Consider the following 24866-nt stretch of genomic DNA (forward strand, 5'->3'; position numbering starts at 1 on the left):
TCAGGGCCTTTCCACGAGAGTCGAGCGTGGCATCAGGATCAGGACTCCGATGACGACGATGAACGGGAGGGCGGTGAGCATCCCGCCCGAGACATAACCGGCGACCAGCGAGTCGATGACGCCGATGACGATTCCGCCGGCGAAGCATGCCAGGGGCCCGCGCATCCCGAAGATGATGGCGGCGCCGAAGGCGTTGAGGGTGAGCGTGACGGCCGAGGTGAAGTCGAGTCCGACGGTGTAGGCGAGGAGGATTCCCGCCACTCCGGCGAGCAGGCCTTCAAGGATGAAGACCAGATACTGCAAGCGGGTGACCGAGACTCCGGCGAGGAGCGCTGCGGCCTTGTTGTCCGCGGCCGCACGGATCTGGCGGCCGATCGTCGACTTGTAGAGCAGGACGATGACGGCTGCGACGAGGACGACGCCCGTGGCGAGATTGATCAGGTACTGCGGGTCGATGAAGACCGGCCCGAGATCGACCGAATCAGTGAACAGTCGGTGGATTCTGGCGTCTTTGCCGAACTGGGTGAGAATGATCGATTCGATCGCGAGACCGACGCCGAAGGTGGCCGCGACGACAATCACCGGATCGCTCGCGCCACGTCGAACGAGAAGTCGGTAGATGACTGCCACTACAAGGGCCGCGGCGACCCCGACGCCAAGCCCTGCCATCACGCCGACAGCGCCGCCGATGGCGAGTGCGACGATGCCGGCGAGCGCCGCGTAACCGCCGACCGCAGCATCCACGATGCCGTGCGCCGAATGCGCGAGACCGAGCGGGACTGCGATGAGTCCGTAGGTGACGCCGAGGAAGATGCCTTGCACGATGTACTGGAGGAAAAGGTCCATGGTTCTGCCCTTCGTGCTTCGTTCTCAGCGTCCGACGAACCGCGGCGTGCGCTTGTCGAGGAAAGCAGCGATTCCCTCGCGCACATCGGCCGTGTCATTGATGGCAGCGACGGCGTACTCGGCCTCGATGAGCGAGGCGTGGAGGGACTGACTCATCGCATTGCGCACCATGCGCTTGACTACTCGAGTGGTCAACGGCGCGGTCCGAGTGATGCGGGTCGCCAGTGCCAGCACTGCAGATTCCAGCTCCGCGGCGGGAACCACTTGGGTCAGGAGCCCGAGTTCCAGCGCCTGCTGTGCGTCGTACAGTTCGCAGCCCCACAGCATGCGCAACGCGTGATCGGTTCCCATCGCTCGGGGAAACAGCCAGGCGCCGCCCTCGTCCGGGAGCAGTCCCACCATCCCGGACGTGTCGCCAAGACGCGCCGTGTCGTCACCGATCCGCAGGTCGCAGGCGAGAGCGAGGGCCAGCCCTCCGGCGACGGCCGGACCACTGATCATGGCGATCACCGGTTTGTCGCACAGCGCCAGCGCACGCATCACGCGATGCATTCCTTCGCGGATCACCACGCCGTGACCGAGTTGGACGGCATCGGCATGCGTCGACTCGTAACTACTGGTCAAGTCACCACCCGCGCAGAAGGCGCCTCCGGCCCCGGTGATCACCAGGACTTGGTCGGCGTCGTCCGCCGTGAACTGTTCGATCGCGGCGGCGATCTCGACGGCGGTCTGCGAACGGTACGCGTTGCGCAGCGTCGGCCGAGTGATCGTGATGCGGCGGACACCGCCGGCCCACTGGTCGACGCGGATGTCGTCGGCGGCGGACTTCGTCGTCTCGCGTGTCACTGGACCGTCACCCACTGCCCGTCCTTCAACTCCACCACCGCGGCGCTGAAGGCACCGTCATGATCGTCCGCGCTGTAGCAACCGTCGCCCTTGTGCAAGGTCGGGAAACCGCAGGTGTTCTCAAGTGCGTCTCGGACCTTCTCTCCGGTGACGTCGCCGGTGATCTTGTCCATGGCGGCCTGGAGTGCCAGGAAGCCGGTTCCTGCGAGCGCCTCCGCGTAACTCTCCGGTTGGCCGTACCCCTCGATGAACTTGGCCTGCTCAGCGGACGGCTTGTCCCAGCCTTCCGAACCGACGGCGGTGACACCCTCGGCGGTGCTGCCTGCGGCATCGACGAAGGCCTGCTGGGTGAGTCCGCCTGCGACGATGATGGGCGCGTTGGAGCCGGCCTGGTGCAGGCCGCGCAACAGCGCGGCGCCGAGCGTCGGCACAGAGGATTGAACGATGATGACGTCGGGCTTGGCCGCTGCCAACTTCGTGGCCTGCGTGGTGAGATCCGAGGCGTCCAGCGCCGAGGACGCCTCGACAGCGATCCGCATTCCCGTACCTGCGAGCGCCTTCTTCAGGTCGTTCGTGCTGTTCTCGCCGTAGGAGTCCTGCTGGTAGAAGACCGCAAGATTCTTGTAACCGCGGTTCTTCATGAGGGTCACCTGATCGTCGACGCGTTGCGCATCGCTTTGTGTGGTCCGGAAGATCCAGTCGTAGGATTCGCTCCCCTTCTCCGTGGGACCGATGGTGCCGATGGGGACGAGCGCGGGGACGCGGTTGGACTTGAGGATGGGACCCACGGCCAACGTCTCGGAGCCGGTGGTCGGACCGAGGATCACGTGGACTTTGTCTTGAGTCGTGAGTTCGCGAGCAGCTTTGGCCGCCTCGGTCGGGCTGGATTTTCCGTCCTTGAAGTGAAGCGAGACGTTGTAGCCGTTGAGGCCACCGTCCTTGTTCGCCTGGTCGACGAAGTATTCGACGGTCTTGCGCTCGGGGATGCCGATGGCCGCGGTGGTTCCCGTGATGTCGGCGATGAGACCGATCCGCAGTTCATCGCCGGAACCACTGCTTCCGGCTCCGGCGCCGCACGCCGAGAGGCCGAGGGCGCAGACGGAGGCGGCCAGGAGCGTTGCAAAGGCCTTTTTTGGGAAGGGGGTACTCATGGATGTGCTCGATTCGTGTGGTGTGCGAAGAAGCGGAGGTGTTGGTGGGCCGACAGTCAGAGCGAGGTCGGTTCGTGTCGGAGTTCGCGGTCTGCCTGTAAGCGCATCGTCCGGTGGTCCAGTTTGCCGGTTGCCGTGTGCGGCAATGCGGTGACGAACAGGATGTGCCGCGGGTGGGCGTAGGCGGGGCCGTGAGCGAAGAAGAACTCTTTGACGGCGTCTGCGGTGATGTCAGCTCCGTCTTCGAGCACCGCGAACGCCACCGGCACCTCTCCCTTGGTGTCGTGCGGCAGCGCCACGACTGCAACATCGCGGATCGCCGGGATCAGGGTGAGGACTGCTTCGACTTCAGCGGGATACACGTTCTCGCCGCCGACATTCATTCGGTCGTCGGCACGTCCACGGAAGTAGAACCAGCCATCGGCGTCCCTGGTTCCGAGGTCGCCGGTGGCGAACCAACCGTCGGGTTTGAAGCGTTTGGCGTCTTCCTCGGGGCGGTTGTAGTAGCCGAGCGCCGTGCACATCGGATTGCGGATCCAGATCTCGCCGACGTCGTTGGTCGGCACGTCGTGCCCGGCGTCGTCGACGACCCGGATCTCGAATCCGGGCAGGGCCGGGCCGATACTGCCCGGCCGTGCGGGTGCGTGCAGCGGGGTCAGGGTGGCAGCGGGGCCGCACTCGGTCATTCCGTATCCTTCGACGAACCGCGCCGCGGGAAATGCGTCCGTCAACCGTGCAATGAGGCTCGGCGGCAACGGCGCCGAACCACAGGTGATCGTCCGCAGCGAGCTGTAGTCGCCGGCGGCCTGTTCCGCTTGTGAGGCCAACAGCTTGTACATCGCCGGCACGCCGGTAGAGAACGTGCACCGGTGCTCTTCGATCGCACGCAGCGTCTCGACGGGGTTGAACCCCGGCAGAACGAATGCGGATCCGCCCGTGTAGAGCGCAGGAAGCAGCCCGCATGCCGCAGCGTTCATGTGGAAGAGCGGCGTTGAGATCACGACGCGGTCGCCGGTGTTGAGGAAGAGGTTCTGGCTCAGCAGCTGCGCATCGCGGAGGAGCATGCGATGCGGGATCGCCACCCCCTTCGGGCGACCTGTGGTCCCGGAGGTGTACGGCAGCCAGGCGATGTCGTCGGGTGTGACGTCCGAGCTGACCCGCTCCGCCGACGACGCGGCCAGCCACGTTTCATAGTCGACGAGACCCTGCGTCCGACTGTCGGCTGCGGCAGCCACTCGCAATGGGAACTCGCGCGCGAGAATGCCTGCGAACGCGGCGGTGGCGCTACTGGCGAACAGCGCACTGGCAGCACTGTCTTCCAGGTGCTCGCGCATCTTCTCGAGGGGTAGGGTCGGGTTGACTGGCGCGGCGATCGCACCGGCCCGGATCACGCCGAGGGTGACCTCCACGAACCGCAGATCGTTCTCCCACAGGATCAGAACACGATCCCCTTTGCCGAGGCCCGCGGCCCGGATACCGCTCGCCACGCGGTTGATGCGTTCATCGAGTTGACGGTAGGTGAGGGTGAGTCCGTCTTGGAGCAGTGCGGGCTCGTCCGGATGAAAGTGCAGGCCGAAGTCGGTGATCTCGCCGAGATTCCCGGTGAATGTGGGGGTCTTCATGGCAGTACGTGCCTCTTTCTCGAGCGTGCTGCTCATCGTCCTGAGATCACGAGCGAAGCGTTCTGGCCGGCGAACCCGAAGGCATTCACCTGCACGGCGTCCAGCTGAAGCGGCAGCGGTTCGCCGAGCGGGACCTGGAACTCGATGTTCGGGTCGAGGTCGGTGGTCGAGGCGGTCGGTGACAGCGATTGCTTGTCGATGGCATGCAGGCCGGCCATCACGCCCATGACGCCTGCGGCTCCGGCGGTGTGGCCGACGTGGCCCTTGATGGACGTCGTCGCTACCTCGGTTCCAGCGAACACCTGGTTGATAGCCGCGATTTCCGCGCTGTCACCGACCGGGGTGCCGGTGCCGTGCGCGATGACGGCGCCGACGTCGTGAGCGGTCAGGCCGGCTTGGCGCTGCGCCGCCTGCATGGCCGCCACCTCCCATTCACCGCTGGGGTCGGGCGACGACGGGTGGTATGCGTCGGACAGCGATCCGTATCCGCGGATCATCCCATCGATGCGTGCGTCCCGAGATCGGGCGTGATCCAGCCGTTCGAGGACAACGACACCGGCGCCGTCACCACCCAGCACGCCCTTGCGATTGACGTCGAACGGACGGCACACCATGGTCGGTTCAGTCACATCGAGCGGGGTCATTCCGAACTGCGCTGCGCCTAAACCACTCACCTTGGCCTGCCCGTTGTCCGTGCCCCCGGCGATGGCCACGTCGACGATGCCGGCCTCGATCATCTGTGCGGCCATACCGATGGCATCGAGAGAGGAGGCACACGCGGTGGAGACTGTCAGCAACGGGCCGTGCAGCTTCCATCGCAACGCGATCTGGCCGGCTGCCATGTTCGGCCAGGCCATCAACTGCAGCTTGCGCGGAACTGCATCGAATCCACCGGTCTGGTACCCGTGCTGAGCGTCGTACAACGTCGCCGCTCCCGCCATCGACGTTCCCATGATGACGGCGGTACGCAACGGTGGGAGTTCGTCGATTCCGGAGTCCTTCACCGCTTCGACCGCCGCAGCAACGGCGAGCTGAGCAAAGCGGTCGGTGCCGCGCACGGTCCGGTCGTCCATCCATGACGCTGGATCGAAGTCGTCGACGAGCGCGGCGAAGAGGTTCCCGCCCGTCTCGTCAGACCAGGGCATTCTTGCGGCGGCGACGCGCGCCTCGTCGAGGCCACGAGAGAAATCTGGGAGTGTCATCCCCAGACTCGAAATCACTCCCTGTCCGGTGATCGCAACGTTCTTCATGTGGGACCTCGCGCTTTCTGCATGCCGTGTGATGACCAACACACGCAACGCTAGGCAAAAGTGACACCGATGTCAAGATCACTTCTTGTCAACTGCCGGGACGGCCGTGAGACCACTGGTCACGCGGGTCAAAAATAGCGTCTACGCAGGGCTAACGGGCGCAGCAATCCACCCCGGAATATGTGCGGTCAGCCGCGAGGGGCCTCTGACACGAGGCCGATACCGCGACACCAGATGTCGGTGACAGTGCGCGTCGCTGTGTCGAGATCAACCGCATCCGGCCCGTGCCGAAACACACGAATCGAGTACTGCATGATCATGGCGTTGAGCGCTTGCGCCGCGTAGGACGGGTCGATGTCCGCAAAGATCTCACCACGGTCGAGCAACGTCCGCAGAAACCGCTCTGTTCGCTCGACATTGAATTCAATGAGCCCTTCGAGGAGGTCATCGAGCTCCTGGTGGACGGCGGCGGCTTCGACCCACGACTCCATCAGTCGGAAGTGCCGGGCATATCCCTCGAGATAGGCCCTGTTGGACGCCTCGACCGCGCCGCGTGCAGTCCGAGGCGCGGCCTCCAACGCCACGCGAGCAGCCTCTTCCACCGAGCGCTGCTGCTCCTCGATGACGGCCAGCAACGCAGCTTCTTTAGACGGAAAATACGTATAGAAGGTGCCGTACGCCGCGCCGGCTTCCTTGACGATGTCCGAGATCCGTGACGACAGAAAGCCGTCGCGCTCAAACACCACACGTGCGGCAACGATCAGCCTGGCGCGCGTGCGGATTCCCTTCTCGCTCAGTTCGTCGAGCGACTTCGCGGTGCGCGCCGCCGCTGAAGCATGGATGCTGGTGTCGCGCGGCATGACGTCCCTCGGAGCCTGTGATAGTTCACCGCAGTGTGCACCCGGACGGGCACCTGCTCCGATGGATGCTACCCCAGGCCATTCACGACACTAGACATCCAGGTCACCACCTAGTTAATATCGCAACTACTAAATTTGTTGATTATTAACGGAGTGAACATGCGCGATCGCTATCCCCACCTACTCGAGCCGCTCGACCTGGGCTTCACAACCCTGCCCAACCGAGTTCTGATGGGCTCGATGCACGTCGGCTTGGAGGAGGCGCCGGACGGGTTCGACCGGATGGCGGCCTTCTACGCCGAACGTGCCGCGGGCGGCGCCGCACTCATCGTCACCGGCGGCATCGCTCCCAACGAGGCCGGCCGGCCGTACCCGGGCGGGGCCATGATGGCCACCGAATCGGACGCAGCGGCGCATCGCATCGTCACCGATGCCGTGCACGCCGCGGGCGGCAAGATCGCCATGCAGATCCTGCACTTCGGCCGGTACGCCCACCACCCGGAGTTGGTGGCCCCCAGCGCAGTCCAGGCTCCGATCAGCGCGCACGTCCCGCACGCCCTGACCTCCGACGAGGTGGAGCAGACCATCGCCGATTTCGTCGAGGCCGCACGGTTGGCGCAGCTCGCGGGCTACGACGGCGTCGAGATCATGGGCTCGGAGGGCTATCTGATCAACGAGTTCATCGTCCGGCACACCAATCGTCGCACCGACGAGTGGGGCGGCAGCTACGAGAACCGCATGCGCTTCCCCGTCGAGATCGTCCGCCGCGTGCGAGAGCGGGTCGGCGACGACTTCATCGTCGTCTACCGCCTGTCGATGCTCGACTTGGTGCCCGACGGCTCGACCTTCGACGAGGTGGTGACCCTGGCTCATCGCGTCGAAGCGGCGGGCGCCACGATCATCAACACCGGAATCGGCTGGCACGAGGCGCGCATCCCGACCATCGCCACCTCGGTGCCGCGCGGCGCCTACGCCTGGGTCACCAAACGACTCATGGAGAAGGTCACCGTCCCACTTGTCACCAGCAACCGCATCAACACCCCGGACAAAGCCGAAGAACTGCTCGCCGAGGGGCACGCCGACATGGTCTCGATGGCTCGCCCCTTCCTCGCCGACCCGGACTTCGTCAACAAAGCGGCCGCGGGCATGCCGGAGACCATCAACACCTGCATCGGCTGCAACCAGGCCTGCCTCGACCACACCTTCTCGCTCCGCATCACCTCGTGCCTGGTCAATCCGCGCGCCTGCCACGAGACCGAACTGACCCTCGGCCCCACGCGCACCGCCAAGACCGTCGCGGTGGTCGGCGCGGGACCGGCCGGCCTGGCGTGCGCACTCACAGCGGCCCGCCGCGGCCACCGGGTGACTCTCTTTGACGCCGCCGACCAGATCGGCGGCCAATTGAACGTCGCGCGGCAGGTGCCCGGCAAGCAAGAGTTCGACGAGACCCTGCGCTACTACCGGCACCAACTGGTCGCCGCCGGCGTCGACGTGCGACTCGGTACCGTGGCGGCCTCCGAGCACCTGACCGGCTATGACGAGGTGGTCGTGGCCACCGGCGTGCGTCCACGCACCCCGGAGCTGTCCGGTGTGGACCATCCGATGGTGCTGGGCTACTTGGACGTCCTGCGCGACAAGGCTCCGGTCGGCCGACGGGTGGCGATCCTCGGCGCAGGCGGCATCGGCTTCGACGTCGCCGAGTTCCTCACGGACGCCAGTCTGTCCGACCCGGCGATCGCCGACCCGAGCCGCGACGTGCAGGCGTTCCTGGCCGCATGGGGCGTCAACACCGGTACCGCCACGCCCGGCGGACTGGCGACCGCGGTGCGCCCGCAATCGCCTCGCGAGGTGACCCTGCTGCAGCGCAAGACCACGAAAGTCGGAGCGGGACTGGGCAAGACGACCGGCTGGATCCACCGCACCGAACTCAAGCATCGCGGCGTGACCATGCTTGCGGGCGTCGAATACGACCGCGTCGACGACGAGGGCCTGCATTTCGTCCACGACGATGAGAAGCAGGTGTTGGCCGTCGACAACGTCATCCTGTGCACGGGTCAGGATTCCAACACGACGCTGTACGACGACCTGCGCGCCCGCGACGTCCACGCCCATCTGATCGGCGACGCCGACCTGGCCGCCGAACTCGACGCCAAGCGGGCGATCGATCAGGGCACCCGACTCGCGGCCGCCCTGTGATCGCCACTCCCGCCGACGGGGCCCTACGCTACGTCGCGATCGGCGACAGTCTCTCCGAAGGCGTCGGCGACGCCCCGTGGTCGGACGGCGTCCCGCGCGGCTGGACCGACCGGCTGGCCGGGCTGCTCGCCGCGCAGTACCCGGAAACCGTTGTGCAGTATGGGAATCTGGCGATCCGCGGGCAGAAGGCCCGGCAGGTTCTCCAGACGCAATTGGCCGCCGCGCGTGAGGTGGCGCCGCACGTCGTCACCCTCACCGCCGGCATGAACGACATCCTGCGACCGCGGGTCGACTTCGACCGCCTGCGCACCGACCTGACCGCGCTGGTCGACCCGTTCACCGAGGCCGGGACGGCGGTCGTGGTGGTGCCCATCCCGGACGTCTCGGGAGTCTCGCCCGCCGGTCGGCTCGTCGACGGTCGACGCCGCGCGCTCAACGCGATCTATTCCGAACTCGTCGACGACCACAGAGTGCTCCCGTTGACGCCGACCGCAGGCACCGTCTTCGAGGACCCCCGCGCGTGGGCCGATGACCGTCTACACCTGGGGCCGCTCGGTCACCAGCGCCTGGCGGAGGCGGCCGCGGCGACCCTCGGCCTGCCGGTGTCCGCGGACCACCTGGCCGCGCCCGACGGTCCGCCGCCGCCCCGCACAGCCGCCGGGGAACTGCGCTGGGTGTATCGGCACGTCGCGCCCTGGCTCGGCCGACGGCTGCGAGGCGCATCGTCGGGCGACGGTCGTACCGCTAAGCGTCCGGAGCTTCTTCCTGTGCGCCGGTGACGGGTCGTTCCGTCACGGCGCACCGGAAGGTGTTCCCAGAGTTCGCGTTTGACGATCTACTCCCTGGTGCGCCTGCATCCACGCCACCGCATTCGCCTGAATGTCCGCGAAGCGCGCGCCCATGGCGGCAGAGAGAGCCTGAGCAGCCTTGAGCGGCCGGACCATCACCATGAAGTCGACGATCTTGCCGTCCTCATTCAGCGTGAGAAAGTCACAGCCGGTCACCGCCCAGCCGTCGACGGTGGCGGTGAAGACGTAGGCGTGCTCGCGACCGCCGTCGTCGTGGATCTCGCGGACGTACTGGAAGTCGTCGAAGACCTCGACCACCGCCCGCAGGATGGAGATGGTGATGGCTTTGCCGGGATACGGCTTGTGCGCCACCGGGCTGGTGAACACCACATCGTCGGCGAGCATGTCCTCGACCGCGTCGAGATCCTTGGCGACGACCGCCTGACTGAACGTGACCACGATTCCTCCATAGTCAATTTGTTTACTAGTGGACGAAACGATCCTATGGCGCGGCTCACTCGCTGTCTAGATGTGATTATTCAATTTGTGGATTAGTCGCAGTAGGATCGAGACCATGGCACTGCGCGATGCGATTCTGGCCGCCCTGGCCAATGAGGAAGCCTCCGGATACGACTTGGCCAAGGCGTTCGACGTGACCGTCGCCAACTACTGGACCGCAACCCCCCAGCAGATGTACAGGGAGCTCGACAAGCTCGACGCCGCCGGTCTGGTGGAGGGGCGGGTGGTGCGCCAGGCCAAACGACCCGACAAACGCATCTTCTCCCTCACCGACGCCGGTCGCGACGCGCTGCACGAGTACACCTGCAGCGAACCCAAACCCACCGCCATCCGGGACGAGCTGCTGGTGCAGGTGGAGGCACTCGACTCCGGCGACCCGGGAGCGGTTCGAGAGAACGTGGTGCGCAAGAAGATCGCCGCGCAGACCAAGCTCGCGCACTATCACCGGACCCGCGACTACCTCCTCGACGGCCGCACCGAAGAGCAGCATCTCGCCGAGAGCCCCCGCGTCGGGCCGTACCTGACCCTGCGCCGCGGAATCCTGTTCGAGGAGGAGAACATCGCGTGGTGCGACTTCGTGCTGGAGACACTCGACGCCCGCTCCCCGGAGAGCCGATCGGCAGGATGAGCCCGACTCAGCGCCCCGCCCACATCGGAATCGGATCATCGGGGTGGTCGACGACGTAGAACGGCCGCGCGCGGTCGACGACCACGGTGCGCGGAACCACGGTCACGGCGTCGACGGTGCGACCACCGTCGACGATCCGGACGGTGACGATCGACGCATCGGCGAGAGGAGCGCGAGGCGTCGCGGACCGGGAAGCGTCGCCGATCGTCTCGAGCGTGAGCCCGGAGTCCACGATGTCGACGACGGTCGACTCCCGGACCGGAACACCGCCGGCGACCAGTGCCCGCGCCTGTTCGTGGCGCCGCGCGGCGGTCATCGCGGTGCGCTCCAAGACGGTTCGAGCGTCGTGCGCGGACGGTTTCAGCATGCCGCTCAGGATCCCGCGGGTGAAGCGCTCGTACCTCGTGAGCTCGCCCTCGGTGTCGAGTTCCGCCCGGCCGAACTCCCACTGTTTCGCCAGCGACCCGCCTTCGGTCGGCGTTCTCCAGTAGTACCGATGTTCCGGCAGGTACCGCATCACGCACCCTTCGCAGCCCCCTGCCCCACATCGTCGCACTGAACGAACCGCCGCGCGCGACGAGCGCGCGACGGCCCGACCGGCGCCTGCTACAGCGTCGCCGTATCGATGACGAAGCGGTAGCGCACGTCGCTGGCCAGCACGCGCTCGTAGGCGTCGTTGATCTGGTCCGCGCCGATGAGTTCGACCTCCGGGGCGATGCCGTGCTCGGCGCAGAAGTCGAGCATGTCCTGGGTCTCGGCGATGCCGCCGATGCTCGAACCCGCAAACGAGCGGCGGTTGGTGAACAGCGAGAACAACCGCAGCGCAACCGGTTCGGCCGGCGCACCGACGTTGACCCACACGCCGTCGAGGCGCAGCAGTGAGACGAAGCGGTCGAAGTCGAGCGGGGCGCTGACGGTGTTGATGACCAGATCGAAGGTGCTGTGCAGCGTCGTGAACGTCTCCGGATCACTGGTGGCGTAGTAATGCTGTGCACCGAACCGCAGGCCGTCGTCCTTCTTCGACAGCCCCTGCGACAGGACGGTCACCTCGGCGCCCATCGCTGCCGCGATCTTCACCGCCATATGTCCCAGACCACCCATGCCCACCACGGCGACCTTCTTGCCCGGTCCCGCATTCCAGTGCGCGAGAGGCGAATACGTGGTGATGCCCGCACAGAGCAACGGGGCGGCGGCCGTGTACGGGATCGACTCCGGCACCCGCAGGACGAAGTCCTTGTCGACGACGACGTGCGTCGAGTAGCCGCCCTGCGTGATGGTGCCGTCCCGGTCGACGGACGCGTAGGTCCCGGTGTTGCCCTCGAGGCAGTACTGCTCCATACCCGCGGCGCAGTTCTCGCACTGACGGCACGAGTTGACCATGCACCCGACGCCCACCCGGTCGCCGACCGCGAAGGCAGTGACGTTGGCGCCGACCTCGGCGACCTCGCCCACGATCTCGTGTCCGACGACCTGCGGGAAGGTGATCTCACCCCACTCCTCGCGGACCGTGTGGATGTCCGAGTGACAGATTCCGGCGTAGCGGATCGCGATCAGCACGTCGTCGGCGCCGACGTCGCGGCGTTCGATGGTGGTGGGGACGAGCGGGTCGGTGGCGGACGTGGCGGCATACGCCTTGACAGTCAGCAAGGAAATCTCCTGGGGCAACTGATCGTGAGTGGGAACGGGGCGTCGATGGCGGCTCTGGCAGTGCCGACGTTGTTCAGCGACGGCCCTCCCTCCATCGTAGTGATGTGTCCGACCGACGCGGCTGGAGAGCGCACCGCCGGCGGTCGGATCGCCAAACCTGACGAACGACGCGAGTTTGACTTCCATGACGACTGCTGAAGACAGTAGAAGCACCTAAGAACAGGTTCCAGTCCGCGAGCGGGCCGGAGACCCGGGAGAGGTTCTCCCGGTTTGGAAAGGTAATAGTGCAGCAGCGGAAGAGGATCGCAATCATTGGCGCGGGGCCGAGCGGCATGGCCGCCCTGCGAGCATTCAAGGCGGCGGAGTCCAGCGGCGCGGAGGTGCCCGACGTCGTCTGCTACGAGAAGCAGGACGATTGGGGCGGTCAGTGGAACTACACGTGGCGCACCGGCACTGATCGGAACGGGGAGCCGGTGCATTCGAGCATGTACCGCAACCTGTGGTCCAACGGGCCGAAGGAGGCCCTCGAGTTCGCCGAGTACACGTTCGATCACCATTTCGGCCGTCCGATCTCGTCGTATCCGCCCCGCGAAGTGCTCTGGGACTACATCAACGGCCGCGCCATGGAGTCCGGCGTCAAGGAGTCGGTCCGGTTCGCTCACGCGGTGCGTCGCGTGGAGTTCGACGAGCCCGCTGAGCGCTTCACCGTCACTGTCGACGACCTGCGCCGCAAGACGACGCTGACCGAGGTGTTCGACGAGATCATCGTCGCGACCGGCCACTTCACCTTCCCGAACGTTCCCGACTTCGACGGTATCGAGACATTCCCCGGCGAGGTGATCCACGCCCACGAGTTCCGCGGCGCGGAACGATTCGCCGACAAGCGCCTCCTGCTGATCGGCGGTTCGTACTCCGCCGAGGACATCGGCATCCAGTCGCACAAGATGGGCGCTCGCCAGGTCACCATGAGTTACCGGTCGGGGCCGCAGGGCTTCGCCTGGCCCGCCGGGGTCGACGAGGTCCCGCAGGTGCAACGCTTCGACGGCTCAGTCGCCCACTTCGTCGACGGACAGTCGCGGGAGTTCGACGCCGTCGTGCTGTGCACCGGCTACCTGCACCACTACCCGTTCCTGCCGCACGACTCGCGGATCGACTCCCCCAACAACCTGTACCCCGACGGGCTGTACCGGGGTGTCACCTGGCAACGGAATCCGCGTCTGCACTACCTCGGCGCCCAGGATCAGTGGTTCACGTTCAACATGTTCGACGCGCAGGCGTGGTTCGTCCGCGATGTGATCCTGCAGCGCTTCACGCTGCCCGACGCCGAGGCACGGCAAGCGCACATCGACGAGTGGAAGCGCAAGTACGCAGCGGTCGTCGACGACGACGCCGCCGTCCGCTTCCAGGGCGACTACATCCGCGACCTCATCGAGCTCACCGACTACCCGATGTTCGACCTCGACGAGGTGGTCGAGACCTTCCTCGCCTGGAAGGCCGACAAGAAGGTCGACATCCTGACCTACCGCGACAAGGTGTACCGTTCGGTGATGACCGGGACGATGGCCGCGGTCCATCACACGGCGTGGATGGACGAGCTCGACGACTCGCGAGAACGCTACCTCTCGACACCGGTGGGCGTAGGTGCTCAGCCGCCTCGCTGACATCCGCAGCCTGCTGCCCACCGACCAGCAGATCGCCGACTGGACGGCCGCGGCGCGCACTCCCCGAACTCGGGCACGTATCCGGCGGTGGTCGCGCGCCGAGGCCATCGGTCTGGCGATCCTGCTGGCGGGCCTCGCGCTGTCGATCCTGGGGCCGTTCGCGTCCATCGCCGTCGCCGTCTGGTCAGTCGTCTCCGACAATCGCAGCGGACATCTGTACTGGTGGATCTGGGGAATCGCACTCGGGGTCACGGCGCTCGGGGCCGTGGCCTTCGCCACGGCGATGGCCCTGCGGCAGCGGGCATGTTTCGCCGACGGCCACGTCACCGTCGGGACGGTGGACCGGGCGATCGAGCATCCGGGCAGCGGCGACGACCTGACTTGGTTCGATCTGCGGATCAGCGCCGTACTCGCTGACGGGATCACGTTGCACCGCAGACTGCATCTCGAGGGTCAGGACCTCGGCCGCCGGGTAGGAAGGCCGATCCGTTTCCGGCACAACAGTCTCCGCACCGACGCGCTCGACGACGTGCACTTGGCCGGCTGGCCGGCCGGGGACGGGAAACGATCGTGAGCGGGAGGGCCTGGACCCGACGCGACAGGTGGAGCAGACCAACCAATGATGAGTTCGCCGAGCACTGGGCCGCACTGGCGAAGACGCCCGAGACTCGCGCCCGGATCCGTCGACTGTCGCGGATTCGGAACATCTCCCTCGGAATCGTGGTCACCGGGATCGGACTGATCGTCGTGATGATCCTGGTGACCATCGTGCTCAGCACCGGGCTCTGGCTGACGCGCGAACGCGACACGATCATCGCCTGGGGCTTCGGAATCGCGACGGGCGTCTTCCTCATCGGAGTGGTCCCGGAGACCATCGCGAGCAATCGTCTGCACCGAGCCCAGTACGCCGACGCCGACAGCGCTATCGGGATCATTGAGAGCGTCGCGACTCGGGAAGAGCGCGATGCCGAAGGCGACGTCGCCATCGTGCACTGCGTCGCAGTGACCGCCCGACTCTCCGACGATCTCACCCTGCATCGGCACCTCGAAAGCACAGCGCGGGGTTCAGATCGCCCCGACGACACCTGGGTGGGTCGCCGAATCCGATTCCGGCACAACACGCTCAACCCCGACGCGCTCGACGACGCGCGATTCGACGGCTGGCCCGACCGCGAGCGCTGAGCTAGCTCAGCGCTCGCCGGTAGAGCTTGCCGTTGTCGTCCCGCGGCAGTTGCGCCCGAACGATGATCTGGCTCGGAAGCTTCACCGTCGCCAGGCGATCGTGCAGCCACGCGTTGAGGTCGTCGGAGTCCAGCTCGCCGCCCGGTCGCGCGACCACGTACAGCACAATCTGTTCACCGAGGTCGCTGTCCGCTACCGGCTGCCCGACCGCGGCGGCGTCCTCCACGCTGGGATGACCGAGCGCAACGGACTCGATCTCTGCAGGATAGACATTGGTGCCACCGATGTTGACGATCTCGGCGGACCGGCCCGTCAGGTAGAGGTACCCGTCGTCGTCGACGTGCCCGATGTCTCCGACGTCGATGAACGCGGGGGCGGCGTCGGCGTGATGCAGATACCGGAACCGCGGCCAGTAGTCGGCGCCGCGCACCGTGACGTGACCGTCGACGCCGGCAGGAACCGGGGCGCCGCCGTCGTCGACGATCATCACGCCTGCCCCGTCTGCGGGCCGCCCGACCGATCCCGGACGCGCCGACCATTCCGAGGCGCTGATCCACGTGATCGTCCCGCCTTCGGAGCATCCGTAGAATTCAGTGACCGCGTCGCCGAGCCATGCGATGGTCTGACGTTTGATCTCCGGTGGGCACGGCGCTGCCGAATGCACCACGTGCGTCAGCGACGAGGTGTCGTACGAGCGGCGCACCGCTTCGGGGAGCGACAGGAGACGCGAGAGCATCGTCGGCACCACTTTGACGTGTTCGACCGCGAACCGGTCGATCAGCGACAGCATCTGCTCAGCGTCGAACTTCTCCATGAGCACCACATTTGAGCCCATGCGCAGCGCCAACGTCGCAATAGCATTCGGTGAGGTGTGGTAGAGCGGGCCGGGGACCAGCGCGGTCCCGCCGTCCCGCAGGCCCATCCGGTTCGCGGTGCTCCCCGCGACGGACAGGATCTGCATTGCGGTCATCGGCTCTCGCACAATGCCCTTGGGCGAACCGGTGGTACCGGAGGTGTAGATCAGACCGAGAGAGGCGGCGAGGGCGCCGTCGACGTGCTCGAGCGTGCTGTGGTGCCCTGAGATCAGGTCTTCGACGTCCACCCGGCCGGGTGTCAACGCCAGCGGGACGACGGTCACCGGCCTGCCGACGAGCGCCGCGGCCTCCTGGGCGACCTGGACGAACTCGGGCCCGGTGAACACGACTGCGATGTCCGCGTCGCTGAGTACATATCCGATCTCGGTCGCCGTCCAATGCCAGTTCACCGGGACTGGGCGCCCGCCCGCCGAAGCCACCGCGATCGAGGCCTCGACGAACTCGATGCTGTTGCGGGACAGGATGCCGACGTTGTCGCCTACCGCCACCAAACCCTCCTGGTGCAGCGCCGCCGCCAGGCGCCCCGCCCGATCGAGACAATCGCGCTGCGAACGAGTGGCCACTGAGCCGTCGGCTCGCGCCAAGGTGAGTGCAGGTGAGGTCGTCATCGACTACGAGTGTGCCATCGCATCGCGAGAACTTCGGCTCCCGAACCCGCTATTGAAGGTAGCTTCGGGAGCCAACGTTTCGCTGTCAGCCCCCAGCACGGAGCCACCAGCACGCTCCCATACAAACGAAGAGGTCAGGAAGCGATTCGCAACCTGACCTCTTCATGCGATTCGTTCTGAACCGCTCATTGTGGGCGAAGGGGGACTTGAACCCCCACGTCCCGAAGGACACTGGCACCTGAAGCCAGCGCGTCTGCCATTCCGCCACTCGCCCGTGGCTTGGTCATTCGACTGACCGGCGTCCGTGTGGACCCAGAAAAGATAGCACGCATCCGGGGGCAAAAGAAAAATCGACTCCCTCCATGCCTCTGACCTGCAGGTTGACGAGGCTGTGTCCAGACTGGGACGCTGTGACAGTTGTGACAAGCGGTACAGCAGTCACTCGTCGGCAACCGCCAGGACTTTCTGGCCGGTAACATGGGCAGACGAGGTATGCACGTCGACACGCCACAGAACAGAAGGGCCCGGTAACTCGTGGGATTATTCGACCGGATCGAGCGAAAGCTCGAGTCCGCTGTAGACGGCGGCTTCGCCCGGGTCTTCGGCGGCAAAGTCGCACCCCAGGAGATCGAGCACTCGCTGCAGCGGGAGGCCGAGACCTCGGCCGAAGACCTGGGTGACGGCGCGACCCTGGTAGCCAACAGCTACACGGTGATCCTGAGTGACTCGGATCTGCACGAGGTGTCGACCGAGTACGAATTGAACCGCAAGATCTTCTCTCGCCACTTGGAAGACTTCATTCGCGACAATGGATGGCAGACTTACGGGTCTGTCGTCGTAGAGTTCGATCCAGAACCGTCTCTACACACCGGGCAGTTCCGCACGCGCGGCGTCGTCGACCCAGACGTCTCGGCGCGGCCTGTGGCACCGCCCAACGTACCGGCGACCCAGCAACCATACCGACCCGAAAGTCACGACCGAGGAGCCCGAGCCATGACCAATCCCCCCGGAAACGACCAGGGCGGCCAGAACTACGGCTACGCCCCGCAGGGCGATCCGAACCAGCAGTACGACTACCCCCAGCAGGGCGGCTACCCGCAGCACGGGCAGCAGCCCGTCGACCCCGCGTACGGGCAGCAGCCTTCGCAGTACGACCAGCAGGGCGGCTACGACCAACAGGGCTACGGACAGCAGCCCGCGTACGGCCAGCCCGCCGACCAGGGCTACGGACAGCAGCCTCCGCAGTACGACTACGGGCAGCAGGGCCAGCAGCCCGGCGGCTACGAGCAGCCCGCCTACGACCAGCAGTACGGGCAGCAGGCACCCCAGTACGACCAGCAGTACGGTCGCCCCGCCGACCAGGGTTACGGTCAGCCTCCGGCGTACGACCAGCAGGGCGGGTACGACCAGGGCTACGCGCAGCCGGCCTACGGCCAGCCCGACCAGGGATACGGCCAGCCCGCTGATCAGGGCTACGGGCAGCCGCAGTCCTACGAGCCCCAGGGCTACGACCAGCAGGGATACGGTCAGCAGGCTCCGCAGTACGACTACGGGCAGCCCGGCGGCTACGAGCAGCCCGCCTACGACCAGCAGTACGGCGCCGCACCGGCCGGTTACGGCCAGCCCGCGGGCTACGCGCCGTCGGCCATCACCCTCGTCCTCGAGGACGGCAGCAACCGCACCTTCTCGCTGCGCCAGGGCTCGAATGTCATCGGCCGCGGTCAGGACGCCCAGTTCCGACTCCCCGACACCGGCGTCTCGCGCCGTCACGTCGAGATCCGCTGGGACGGTCAGACCGCCATGCTGACCGACCTCAACTCCACCAACGGCACCACCGTCAACGACCTGCAGGTGAGCTCGTGGGAGCTGGCCGACGGCGATCGCGTGCGGTTGGGTCACTCCGACATCACTGTCCGGTTCCAGTAGTAGATTCCGCATAAGATGCGGTCGAGTGATTTTCGGTCACTCGGCCGCTGAATGCATCCGGGAGGACCGGATACCCGTCTGTGAGGGAGGTGATGGGGGTAGATGCAGGGCATCCTGCTGCAGGTGATCCGATTCGGGTTTCTGATCCTGCTCTGGCTTTTCGTGTACGCCATCATCCGAGCAATGCGCTCTGATCTCGCCGCGGCCAGCGGCAACCGCATGCCACTGCGTTCGGGTCGCGCCGAACGCAAACAGCGCAGCGGCCGCACCCGCGGCACCGCGCGCTACCTGGTGGTGACGGCGGGCGCGCTGGCGAACACGCGCATCACCCTCGGCACGGCGCCCGTGCTGATCGGCCGGGCCGACGACTCGACGCTGGTCCTGACCGACGACTACGCCTCCGAACGCCACGCTCGCCTCTCCCCACGCGGCGACGACTGGTACGTCGAAGATCTGGGCTCCACCAACGGCACCTATCTGGACCGGACCAAGGTCACCACCGCCGTCCGCGCACCGATCAACACGCCGATCCGAGTCGGCAAGACTGTGATTGAGCTGCGCCCGTGACCCTTGTGCTGCGCTACATCGCGCGAAGCGACCGCGGTCTGGTCCGCTCGAACAACGAGGACTCGGTCTACGCAGGCGCTCGGCTGCTGGCTCTGGCCGACGGCATGGGCGGCCATGCGGCCGGCGAGGTCGCCAGCCAACTGGTGATCGAAGCCCTGCGCCCGCTCGACAACGACGAACCCGGGGGCGACCTCCTCTCCGCCCTCGAACGCGCGACGGCCGCGGGCAACGCCGCCATCGCCGCACAGGTAGCCAAACAGCCCGAGCTGGACGGCATGGGCACCACGCTCACGGCCATCCTGTTCGCAGGCAACCGGATCGGTCTGTGCCATGTCGGCGACTCCCGCGGATATCTGCACCGCGACGGTCAGCTGAGCCAGATCACCCGCGACGACACCTTTGTCCAAAGCCTCGTCGACGAGGGGCGCATCACCGCCGAGCAGGCGCACACGCATCCTCAGCGGTCGCTGATCATGCGCGCCCTCACCGGTCAGGAGGTGGAGCCCACGCTGATCATGCGGGAGGCCCGCGCCGGCGACCGCTATCTGCTGTGCAGCGATGGGCTCTCCGACGTCGTCAGCGACGAGACGCTCGCCGACACCCTCGGCTCCATCGACGATTATCACGCCTGCGCGGATCGCCTGGTGGAGCTCGCTCTGCGCAGCGGCGGACCCGACAATGTGACGGTCGTGGTGGCCGACGTCGTCGACACCGAGTTCGGCGATTCGACGCCGATCGTCGGCGGTGCTGCGGGCTCGGACGACGCCGCCGGTTATGTGCCGAATCCGGCGACCGCTGCCGGACGCGCCGCCGCACTCCGACCGCCTGCGCCCACGCCTGCGCGGCCTACTCTGCACGACGACGAGCCCGAGCACTCCGGAAAACGGAGTTGGCGCTGGCCGCTGGTGATCATCGCCGCGCTCGCCGCACTCGCCTTGCTGGTGACCGCGTTCTTCGTCGTCCGCTCCAAAGCGATGGCGAGCACTTTCGTGACCGCCGTCGACGGCAACGTCGAGATCTTCTCCGGCACGCCCGACACTCTGCTGTTCTTCACCGTGCAGTCCCCCAACGAGCGCGCCTGCGTCGATGACCCGAACGCGGACGTTCCGCAGATCGATTTCGTCTCCGCCGACTCGACCAAGGACTGCACGCCGCTGAAGGTCGCGTACCTGACCGGCATCGGGCGCAGCGCCGTGACGTCGAACAGCATCAAGAACGACGACCTCGTCACCACGCGTGAGCGGGTCCGCCAGCTGGAGTTCCTGCCGAAGTGCGCGCCGCCGCCCGCACCGGAACCGGAGCGCAAGCCCACCGACCGACGTCCGGAGTCCGAGACGACGACGTCGTCGGCAGCACCGACACCGTCGTCGACCCCGACACAGACCACCGGGGCCGACGGCCATCCCACCTGTCGAGGCGACGCATGACGTCGGCGCCGTCCATGCACGCGCCGCCGACGCCGCCGCCCAAGAGCGCAGGCCGCACCACCGAGGTGGTGCTGCTCTCGTTCGCGGTGTGCGTCGTCATCGCCGCGCTGCTGATCGTGCAGGGCGCGCAAGACGTGACGCTGGGCGTGCAGACCCTGAAGTACGCGGGCGCCTTCATCGTCCTGTTCGCCGTCGCGCACCTGGTGATCCGCCGGTTCGCGCCGTTCGCCGATCCGCTGCTGCTGCCGTGCGTCGCGCTGCTCAACGGTCTGGGCCTGGTGATGATCTACCGCCTCGATCTGGGTTCGTCGCGCCGTGACGAGCTGGTCAAGGCCGACGAGATGACGCACAACGCCGACCAGCAGCTGGTCTGGGCGGTCCTGGGCGTCATCGTCTTCAGCCTCACGCTGATCGTGGTCCGCGACCACCGCACGCTGTCGCGCTATGCGTACACGCTGGGTCTGGGCGGTCTGATCTTCCTGTCGATCCCGATGGTCCTGCCCGCGTCGATGGCCGAGGTGAACGGCTCGCGCAACTGGATCCGGATTCCCGGATTCAGCATCCAGCCGGGTGAGTTCTCGAAGATCGCGATCATCATCTTCGCCGCGGCGTTCCTGGTGTCCCGACGCGACCTGTTCACGACCGCGGGCAAGCAGTTTGCGGGCATCGACTTCCCGCGCCTGCGCGACCTCGGACCGCTCTTGGCCGCGTGGGCCATCGCAACTGGCGTCCTGGCACTCGCCAACGACCTCGGCACGCCGCTGCTGATCTTCGCCACCGTGCTGACCATGCTGTACGTGGCGACGTCGCGGGTCAGTTGGCTGATGCTGGGCGTCACCCTGTTCGTGCTGGGTGCGACCATCGCCTACCAGCTGTTCGAGCATCTGCGGGTCCGCGTCGCGATCTGGGAGGACCCCTTCGCCCAGTACGACACCTTCGGCTACCAGATCGCCCAGAGCCTGTTCGGGTTCGCGACGGGCGGAATGTTCGGTACCGGCCTGGGTTCGGGACGGCCGAACATCGTCCCCTTCGCGAACACCGACTTCATCCTCACCTCGTTCGCGGAAGAGCTCGGCCTGGTCGGCCTCGCCGCGATCATGATGGTGTACCTGCTGATCACGATCCGCGGCCTCCGGTCGGCGATCGCCGTCCGCGACAGTTTCGGCAAGCTGCTGGCCGCCGGTCTGAGCTTCACGATCATCTTCCAGGTCTTCGTCGTCTTCGGCGGCGTCTCGAAGCTGATTCCGCTGACCGGCCTGACCACCCCGTTCCTGGCGTACGGCGGGTCGTCGCTGCTCGCCAACTACATCCTGCTGGCCCTGCTGATCCGCATCTCGAACGCGGCCCGCGAGCCCGACGCACCCAAGCAGCAGGCCGCGCCCGTCGAGTCGATGTCGACGCGGGTGGTGCGTAAGCAGTGAATCGCCCCATCCAGAAGGTCGCCATCGCCGCGATGATCATGGTCATCGCACTCCTCGCGAACGCCACGTACGTGCAGGTCTTCAAGGCCGACGAACTCCGCTCGGACACCCGCAACTCGCGCGTGCTGCTCGACGAGTACGCCCGCCAGCGCGGCGTCATCGTGGCCGCGGACGGCACCGTCCTGGCCGAGTCGGTGCCGACGGACAACAAGTTCAAGTACCTGCGGCGCTACCCGACCCGCAATCCCGGAGCATATGCCCCGGTCACCGGCTACTTCTCGTTCGTGTACCGCTCCGACCGCGGCATCGAGTACTCCGAGGACACCATCCTCAACGGCAACGACGACCGTCTGTTCACGCAGCGGTTCATGGACATGTTCTCCGGTCGCGATCCGCGCGGCGGCAACGTCGTGACCACGATCGACCCCCGGCTGCAGAGCGTGGCCTACCGCGAACTCACCAACGCGGGGTGCGACGGCCCGTGCCGCGGCGCCGTCGTCGCACTGGAGCCCAGCACCGGCAAGATCCTGGCCATGGCGTCGACACCCAGCTACGACCCGAACCAACTCGCGTCGCAGGACTTCGGCGACGCCGAGAAGGCGTGGAAGACGTACAACGCCGAGGGCGGCGACGAGCCGATGACCAACCGTGCCATCGACGCGTTGTACCCGCCGGGCTCCACGTACAAGGTGGTGACCACCGCGACGGCGCTGAAGGCCGGCCGCGGCCCGCAGACCCGCCTGACGGCGTCGTCGCAGATCACCCTGCCCGGCAGCAACGCGACCCTCTCGAACGACAGCGGCAGCACCTGCCCGGGCTCGTCGGGCGGCACCGTGACCCTGACGCAGGCGTTCGAGTACTCCTGCAACACCGCGTTCGCCCAACTGATGACCGAGAAGATGCCGGGCGACGCGGCGAGCGACTTCACGGCCACGTCGAAGCTGTTCGGCGTCGGCGACAATCCGCCCGGTGTGCCGATGAGGGTCGCACAGTCCACCGTCGGGGACATCGGCAACGACCTCGCCGCGCTGGGACAGTCCGCGATCGGCCAGCGCGACGTACGCCTGACGGTGCTGCAGAACGCGTCGATCGCCGCGACCGTCGCGAACGGCGGCGTCCGCATGCGGCCGTATCTGGTCGACAAGCTGCAGACCGCCGACCTGCGGACCATCTCGACGACGTCGCCGTCGTCGCTGGGTCGCCCGCTGACCGCCGAGCAGGCCGATCAGATCACCGAGATGATGGTCTTGTCCGAGCAGCACACCGCCAATGCGCAGTCGGGGATCGCGTCGAAGACCGGCACCGCCGAGCACTCCGACACCTCGCGCGGCGGCGAGACGCCGTACGCCTGGTACATCGCATTCTCGCCGAGTTCCAACGCGCGGATCGCGGTCGCAGTCATTCTAGAAAATGGAAATAGGGGACAGGGTTCGTACGGTGGCGTGGCCGCCGCGCCGATCGGACGCGCTGTCATGAACGCTTACGCGGGAGGTGCTCGATGAGCCTGCAGAACGGCACCATCATCGCCGACCGGTACCGACTGGTCCGGTTGATCGCCACGGGTGGCATGGGCCAGGTCTGGGAAGCCCTCGACACCCGACTCGGCCGACGAGTGGCCGTGAAGGTCCTCAAGGCCGAGTACTCCAACGACTCGGAGTTCCTGCGACGCTTCCGCACGGAGGCGCAGACCACCGCGCGACTCAACGATCCCGGCATCGCAGGTGTCTTCGACTACGGCGAGACGCCCGATCGCAACGGCGGCGACCCGCTGGCCTACCTCGTCATGGAGTTGGTTGACGGCGAGCCGCTCAACTCGGTGATCTCGCGGATGAGCCAGCTGTCGTTGCCGCACACCCTCGACATGCTCGAACAGACCGGTCGGGCCCTGCAAGCGGCCCACACCGCAGGCCTGGTCCACCGCGACGTGAAGCCCGGCAACATCCTCATCACCCCGACCGGCCAGGTGAAGATCACCGACTTCGGCATCGCCAAGGCCGTCGACGCGGCACCGGTGACGCAGACCGGCATGGTGATGGGCACCGCCCAGTACATCTCGCCCGAGCAGGCCACCGGCGGTGAGGCCACCGCAGCCTCCGACGTGTACGCCCTCGGCGTCGTCGGCTACGAGGCCCTGACCGGTCGTCGCCCGTTCCTGGGCGACGGCGCCATCACGGTCGCGATGAAGCACATTCAGGAGCCCCCGCCGCCGCTGCCGCACAGCATTCCGGCGCCGGTCCGCGAACTGATCGAGATCGCGCTGTCGAAGGACCCGGCCCAGCGGTACGCGACCGGCGGCGAGTTCGCGGACGCCGTCGCCGCAGTGCGCGCCGGTCATCGACCGCCGGTTCCGCGGACGGCAGCGGGCGCAGGCGCCGCGGCGGCCGCGGTCGGGACGCGCGCGATGACCTCGCCGCAGCCGCCGATGACCTCGCCGCAGTCCTCGCGAGTGGGCACCGCCGCCACCCCGCGTCAGCCCGTCGGCGACGACGGCGGTTGGAGCACCACCCACAAGGTGCTGACCGCGATCGCGGCACTGCTGCTGCTCGCGGCCATCGTCCTGGTCGGTTACTGGCTCACCTCGAGCCCCACCCAGCGGACCCCGACGCCGTCGACCACGCAGACGCGGACGGTCACCCAGACGCCGGACCAGACGACGCAGGAGACCACGTCCGAAGAGCAGACCACCACCGAGCAGTCGACGACCACGAGCGAGGAGACGACCGAGACGTCGACCACGGAGACCTCCGAGGAACCGACCGAGGAGCCGACCGAGACCGATACGACGACCACGCAGCCGGGCCTGCCGACGTTCACCCTTCCGGGCCTTCCAGGCGTCGGGGGGTGAG

General features: G+C 66.8%; 22 protein-coding genes and 1 tRNA gene. 12 read left to right on the forward strand and 11 right to left on the reverse strand.

Annotated elements, in window-relative coordinates; genetic code table 11:
- The 6 genes from GH2_RS15250 to GH2_RS15275 form a co-directional block, all read right to left on the reverse strand.
- Positions 1-846 carry a branched-chain amino acid ABC transporter permease gene (locus GH2_RS15250; protein WP_066169721.1) on the reverse strand — a complete coding sequence of 282 codons (846 nt, stop codon included), beginning with the start codon at positions 844-846 and terminating at the stop codon, positions 1-3.
- 24 nt (positions 847-870) lie between these two features.
- Positions 871-1707, reverse strand: coding sequence for an enoyl-CoA hydratase/isomerase family protein (locus GH2_RS15255; protein ID WP_204701011.1), 837 nt, complete (start codon positions 1705-1707; stop codon positions 871-873).
- Positions 1689-2843 (reverse strand): ABC transporter substrate-binding protein, encoded by a 1155-nt coding sequence (locus GH2_RS15260; RefSeq protein WP_066169724.1) that lies wholly within the window; start codon positions 2841-2843, stop codon positions 1689-1691. The genes GH2_RS15255 and GH2_RS15260 overlap by 19 nt, the downstream gene beginning before the upstream one ends.
- Before the next feature lie 56 nt (positions 2844-2899).
- Positions 2900-4465, reverse strand: a complete 1566-nt coding sequence (locus tag GH2_RS15265) for a class I adenylate-forming enzyme family protein (RefSeq protein WP_066169727.1) — start codon at positions 4463-4465, stop codon at positions 2900-2902.
- Between the two features lie 32 nt (positions 4466-4497).
- The gene (locus tag GH2_RS15270; protein WP_066169730.1) at positions 4498-5715 is read right to left on the reverse strand and encodes a beta-ketoacyl-[acyl-carrier-protein] synthase family protein; all 1218 of its coding nucleotides are present in this window, start codon (positions 5713-5715) and stop codon (positions 4498-4500) included.
- A gap of 188 nt (positions 5716-5903) precedes the next feature.
- Positions 5904-6575, reverse strand: coding sequence for a TetR/AcrR family transcriptional regulator (locus GH2_RS15275; protein WP_066169733.1), 672 nt, complete (start codon positions 6573-6575; stop codon positions 5904-5906).
- Between the two features lie 159 nt (positions 6576-6734).
- Here GH2_RS15275 and GH2_RS15280 point away from each other — a divergent pair, with 159 nt between their 5' ends.
- Together GH2_RS15280 and GH2_RS15285 are read left to right on the forward strand one after the other, a co-directional pair.
- Positions 6735-8771 carry an NADPH-dependent 2,4-dienoyl-CoA reductase gene (locus GH2_RS15280; RefSeq protein ID WP_066170156.1) on the forward strand — a complete coding sequence of 679 codons (2037 nt, stop codon included), beginning with the start codon at positions 6735-6737 and terminating at the stop codon, positions 8769-8771.
- Positions 8768-9550, forward strand: coding sequence for an SGNH/GDSL hydrolase family protein (locus GH2_RS15285; RefSeq protein ID WP_244885400.1), 783 nt, complete (start codon positions 8768-8770; stop codon positions 9548-9550). The genes GH2_RS15280 and GH2_RS15285 overlap by 4 nt, the downstream gene beginning before the upstream one ends.
- 12 nt (positions 9551-9562) lie before the next feature.
- Here GH2_RS15285 and GH2_RS15290 read toward each other — a convergent pair whose 3' ends face one another.
- Positions 9563-10021, reverse strand: coding sequence for a nuclear transport factor 2 family protein (locus GH2_RS15290; RefSeq protein ID WP_372434591.1), 459 nt, complete (start codon positions 10019-10021; stop codon positions 9563-9565).
- A gap of 112 nt (positions 10022-10133) precedes the next feature.
- Between GH2_RS15290 and GH2_RS15295 the strand changes: the two genes are divergently transcribed.
- Positions 10134-10706 (forward strand): PadR family transcriptional regulator, encoded by a 573-nt coding sequence (locus tag GH2_RS15295; RefSeq protein ID WP_066169739.1) that lies wholly within the window; start codon positions 10134-10136, stop codon positions 10704-10706.
- A gap of 7 nt (positions 10707-10713) precedes the next feature.
- On the opposite strand, the gene GH2_RS15300 is transcribed toward GH2_RS15295, so the two are convergent.
- Both GH2_RS15300 and GH2_RS15305 read right to left on the reverse strand, forming a co-directional pair.
- Positions 10714-11223 carry a hypothetical protein gene (locus tag GH2_RS15300; RefSeq protein ID WP_066169742.1) on the reverse strand — a complete coding sequence of 170 codons (510 nt, stop codon included), beginning with the start codon at positions 11221-11223 and terminating at the stop codon, positions 10714-10716.
- 89 nt (positions 11224-11312) lie between these two features.
- Entirely contained in the window at positions 11313-12353 is a 1041-nt protein-coding gene (locus GH2_RS15305; RefSeq protein ID WP_066169744.1) for an NAD(P)-dependent alcohol dehydrogenase, read from the reverse strand.
- A gap of 281 nt (positions 12354-12634) precedes the next feature.
- Here GH2_RS15305 and GH2_RS15310 point away from each other — a divergent pair, with 281 nt between their 5' ends.
- From GH2_RS15310 to GH2_RS15320, 3 genes are read left to right on the forward strand one after another with little or no spacing between them, the layout of a single operon-like run.
- Positions 12635-14014: a trimethylamine monooxygenase gene (locus GH2_RS15310; protein ID WP_280513288.1), complete on the forward strand. Its 1380-nt coding sequence runs from the start codon at positions 12635-12637 to the stop codon at positions 14012-14014.
- Positions 13995-14588 (forward strand): hypothetical protein, encoded by a 594-nt coding sequence (locus tag GH2_RS15315; protein ID WP_066169749.1) that lies wholly within the window; start codon positions 13995-13997, stop codon positions 14586-14588. The genes GH2_RS15310 and GH2_RS15315 overlap by 20 nt, the downstream gene beginning before the upstream one ends.
- Positions 14585-15196, forward strand: coding sequence for a hypothetical protein (locus GH2_RS15320; protein ID WP_157086109.1), 612 nt, complete (start codon positions 14585-14587; stop codon positions 15194-15196). Before GH2_RS15315 ends, GH2_RS15320 begins: the two co-directional genes overlap by 4 nt.
- Before the next feature lies 1 nt (position 15197).
- Here GH2_RS15320 and GH2_RS15325 read toward each other — a convergent pair whose 3' ends face one another.
- Positions 15198-16679 carry an AMP-binding protein gene (locus GH2_RS15325; protein WP_084247534.1) on the reverse strand — a complete coding sequence of 494 codons (1482 nt, stop codon included), beginning with the start codon at positions 16677-16679 and terminating at the stop codon, positions 15198-15200.
- A gap of 191 nt (positions 16680-16870) precedes the next feature.
- Positions 16871-16953, reverse strand: a tRNA-Leu gene (locus GH2_RS15330).
- Positions 16954-17213: 260 nt separating this feature from the next.
- Between GH2_RS15330 and GH2_RS15335 the strand changes: the two genes are divergently transcribed.
- The 6 genes from GH2_RS15335 to GH2_RS15360 all read left to right on the forward strand — a co-directional run bounded on the left by GH2_RS15335 (position 17214) and on the right by GH2_RS15360 (position 24865).
- On the forward strand, positions 17214-18605 hold the full coding sequence (locus tag GH2_RS15335; RefSeq protein ID WP_066169756.1) for an FhaA domain-containing protein: 1392 nt from the start codon (positions 17214-17216) through the stop codon (positions 18603-18605).
- A gap of 102 nt (positions 18606-18707) precedes the next feature.
- On the forward strand, positions 18708-19172 hold the full coding sequence (locus tag GH2_RS15340; RefSeq protein WP_066169759.1) for an FHA domain-containing protein FhaB/FipA: 465 nt from the start codon (positions 18708-18710) through the stop codon (positions 19170-19172).
- Entirely contained in the window at positions 19169-20599 is a 1431-nt protein-coding gene (locus GH2_RS15345) for a PP2C family protein-serine/threonine phosphatase (protein WP_066169763.1), read from the forward strand. The genes GH2_RS15340 and GH2_RS15345 overlap by 4 nt, the downstream gene beginning before the upstream one ends.
- Positions 20596-22020: an FtsW/RodA/SpoVE family cell cycle protein gene (locus GH2_RS15350; protein WP_066169768.1), complete on the forward strand. Its 1425-nt coding sequence runs from the start codon at positions 20596-20598 to the stop codon at positions 22018-22020. The genes GH2_RS15345 and GH2_RS15350 overlap by 4 nt, the downstream gene beginning before the upstream one ends.
- Positions 22017-23522, forward strand: coding sequence for a peptidoglycan D,D-transpeptidase FtsI family protein (locus GH2_RS15355; protein WP_066169771.1), 1506 nt, complete (start codon positions 22017-22019; stop codon positions 23520-23522). Before GH2_RS15350 ends, GH2_RS15355 begins: the two co-directional genes overlap by 4 nt.
- Entirely contained in the window at positions 23519-24865 is a 1347-nt protein-coding gene (locus GH2_RS15360; protein ID WP_066169773.1) for a serine/threonine-protein kinase, read from the forward strand. The genes GH2_RS15355 and GH2_RS15360 overlap by 4 nt, the downstream gene beginning before the upstream one ends.
- The last annotated feature ends 1 nt before the right edge of the window (position 24866 follow it).

The organism is Gordonia hydrophobica NBRC 16057 (assembly GCF_001592365.1).
GTDB classification, from domain to species: domain Bacteria; phylum Actinomycetota; class Actinomycetes; order Mycobacteriales; family Mycobacteriaceae; genus Gordonia; species Gordonia hydrophobica.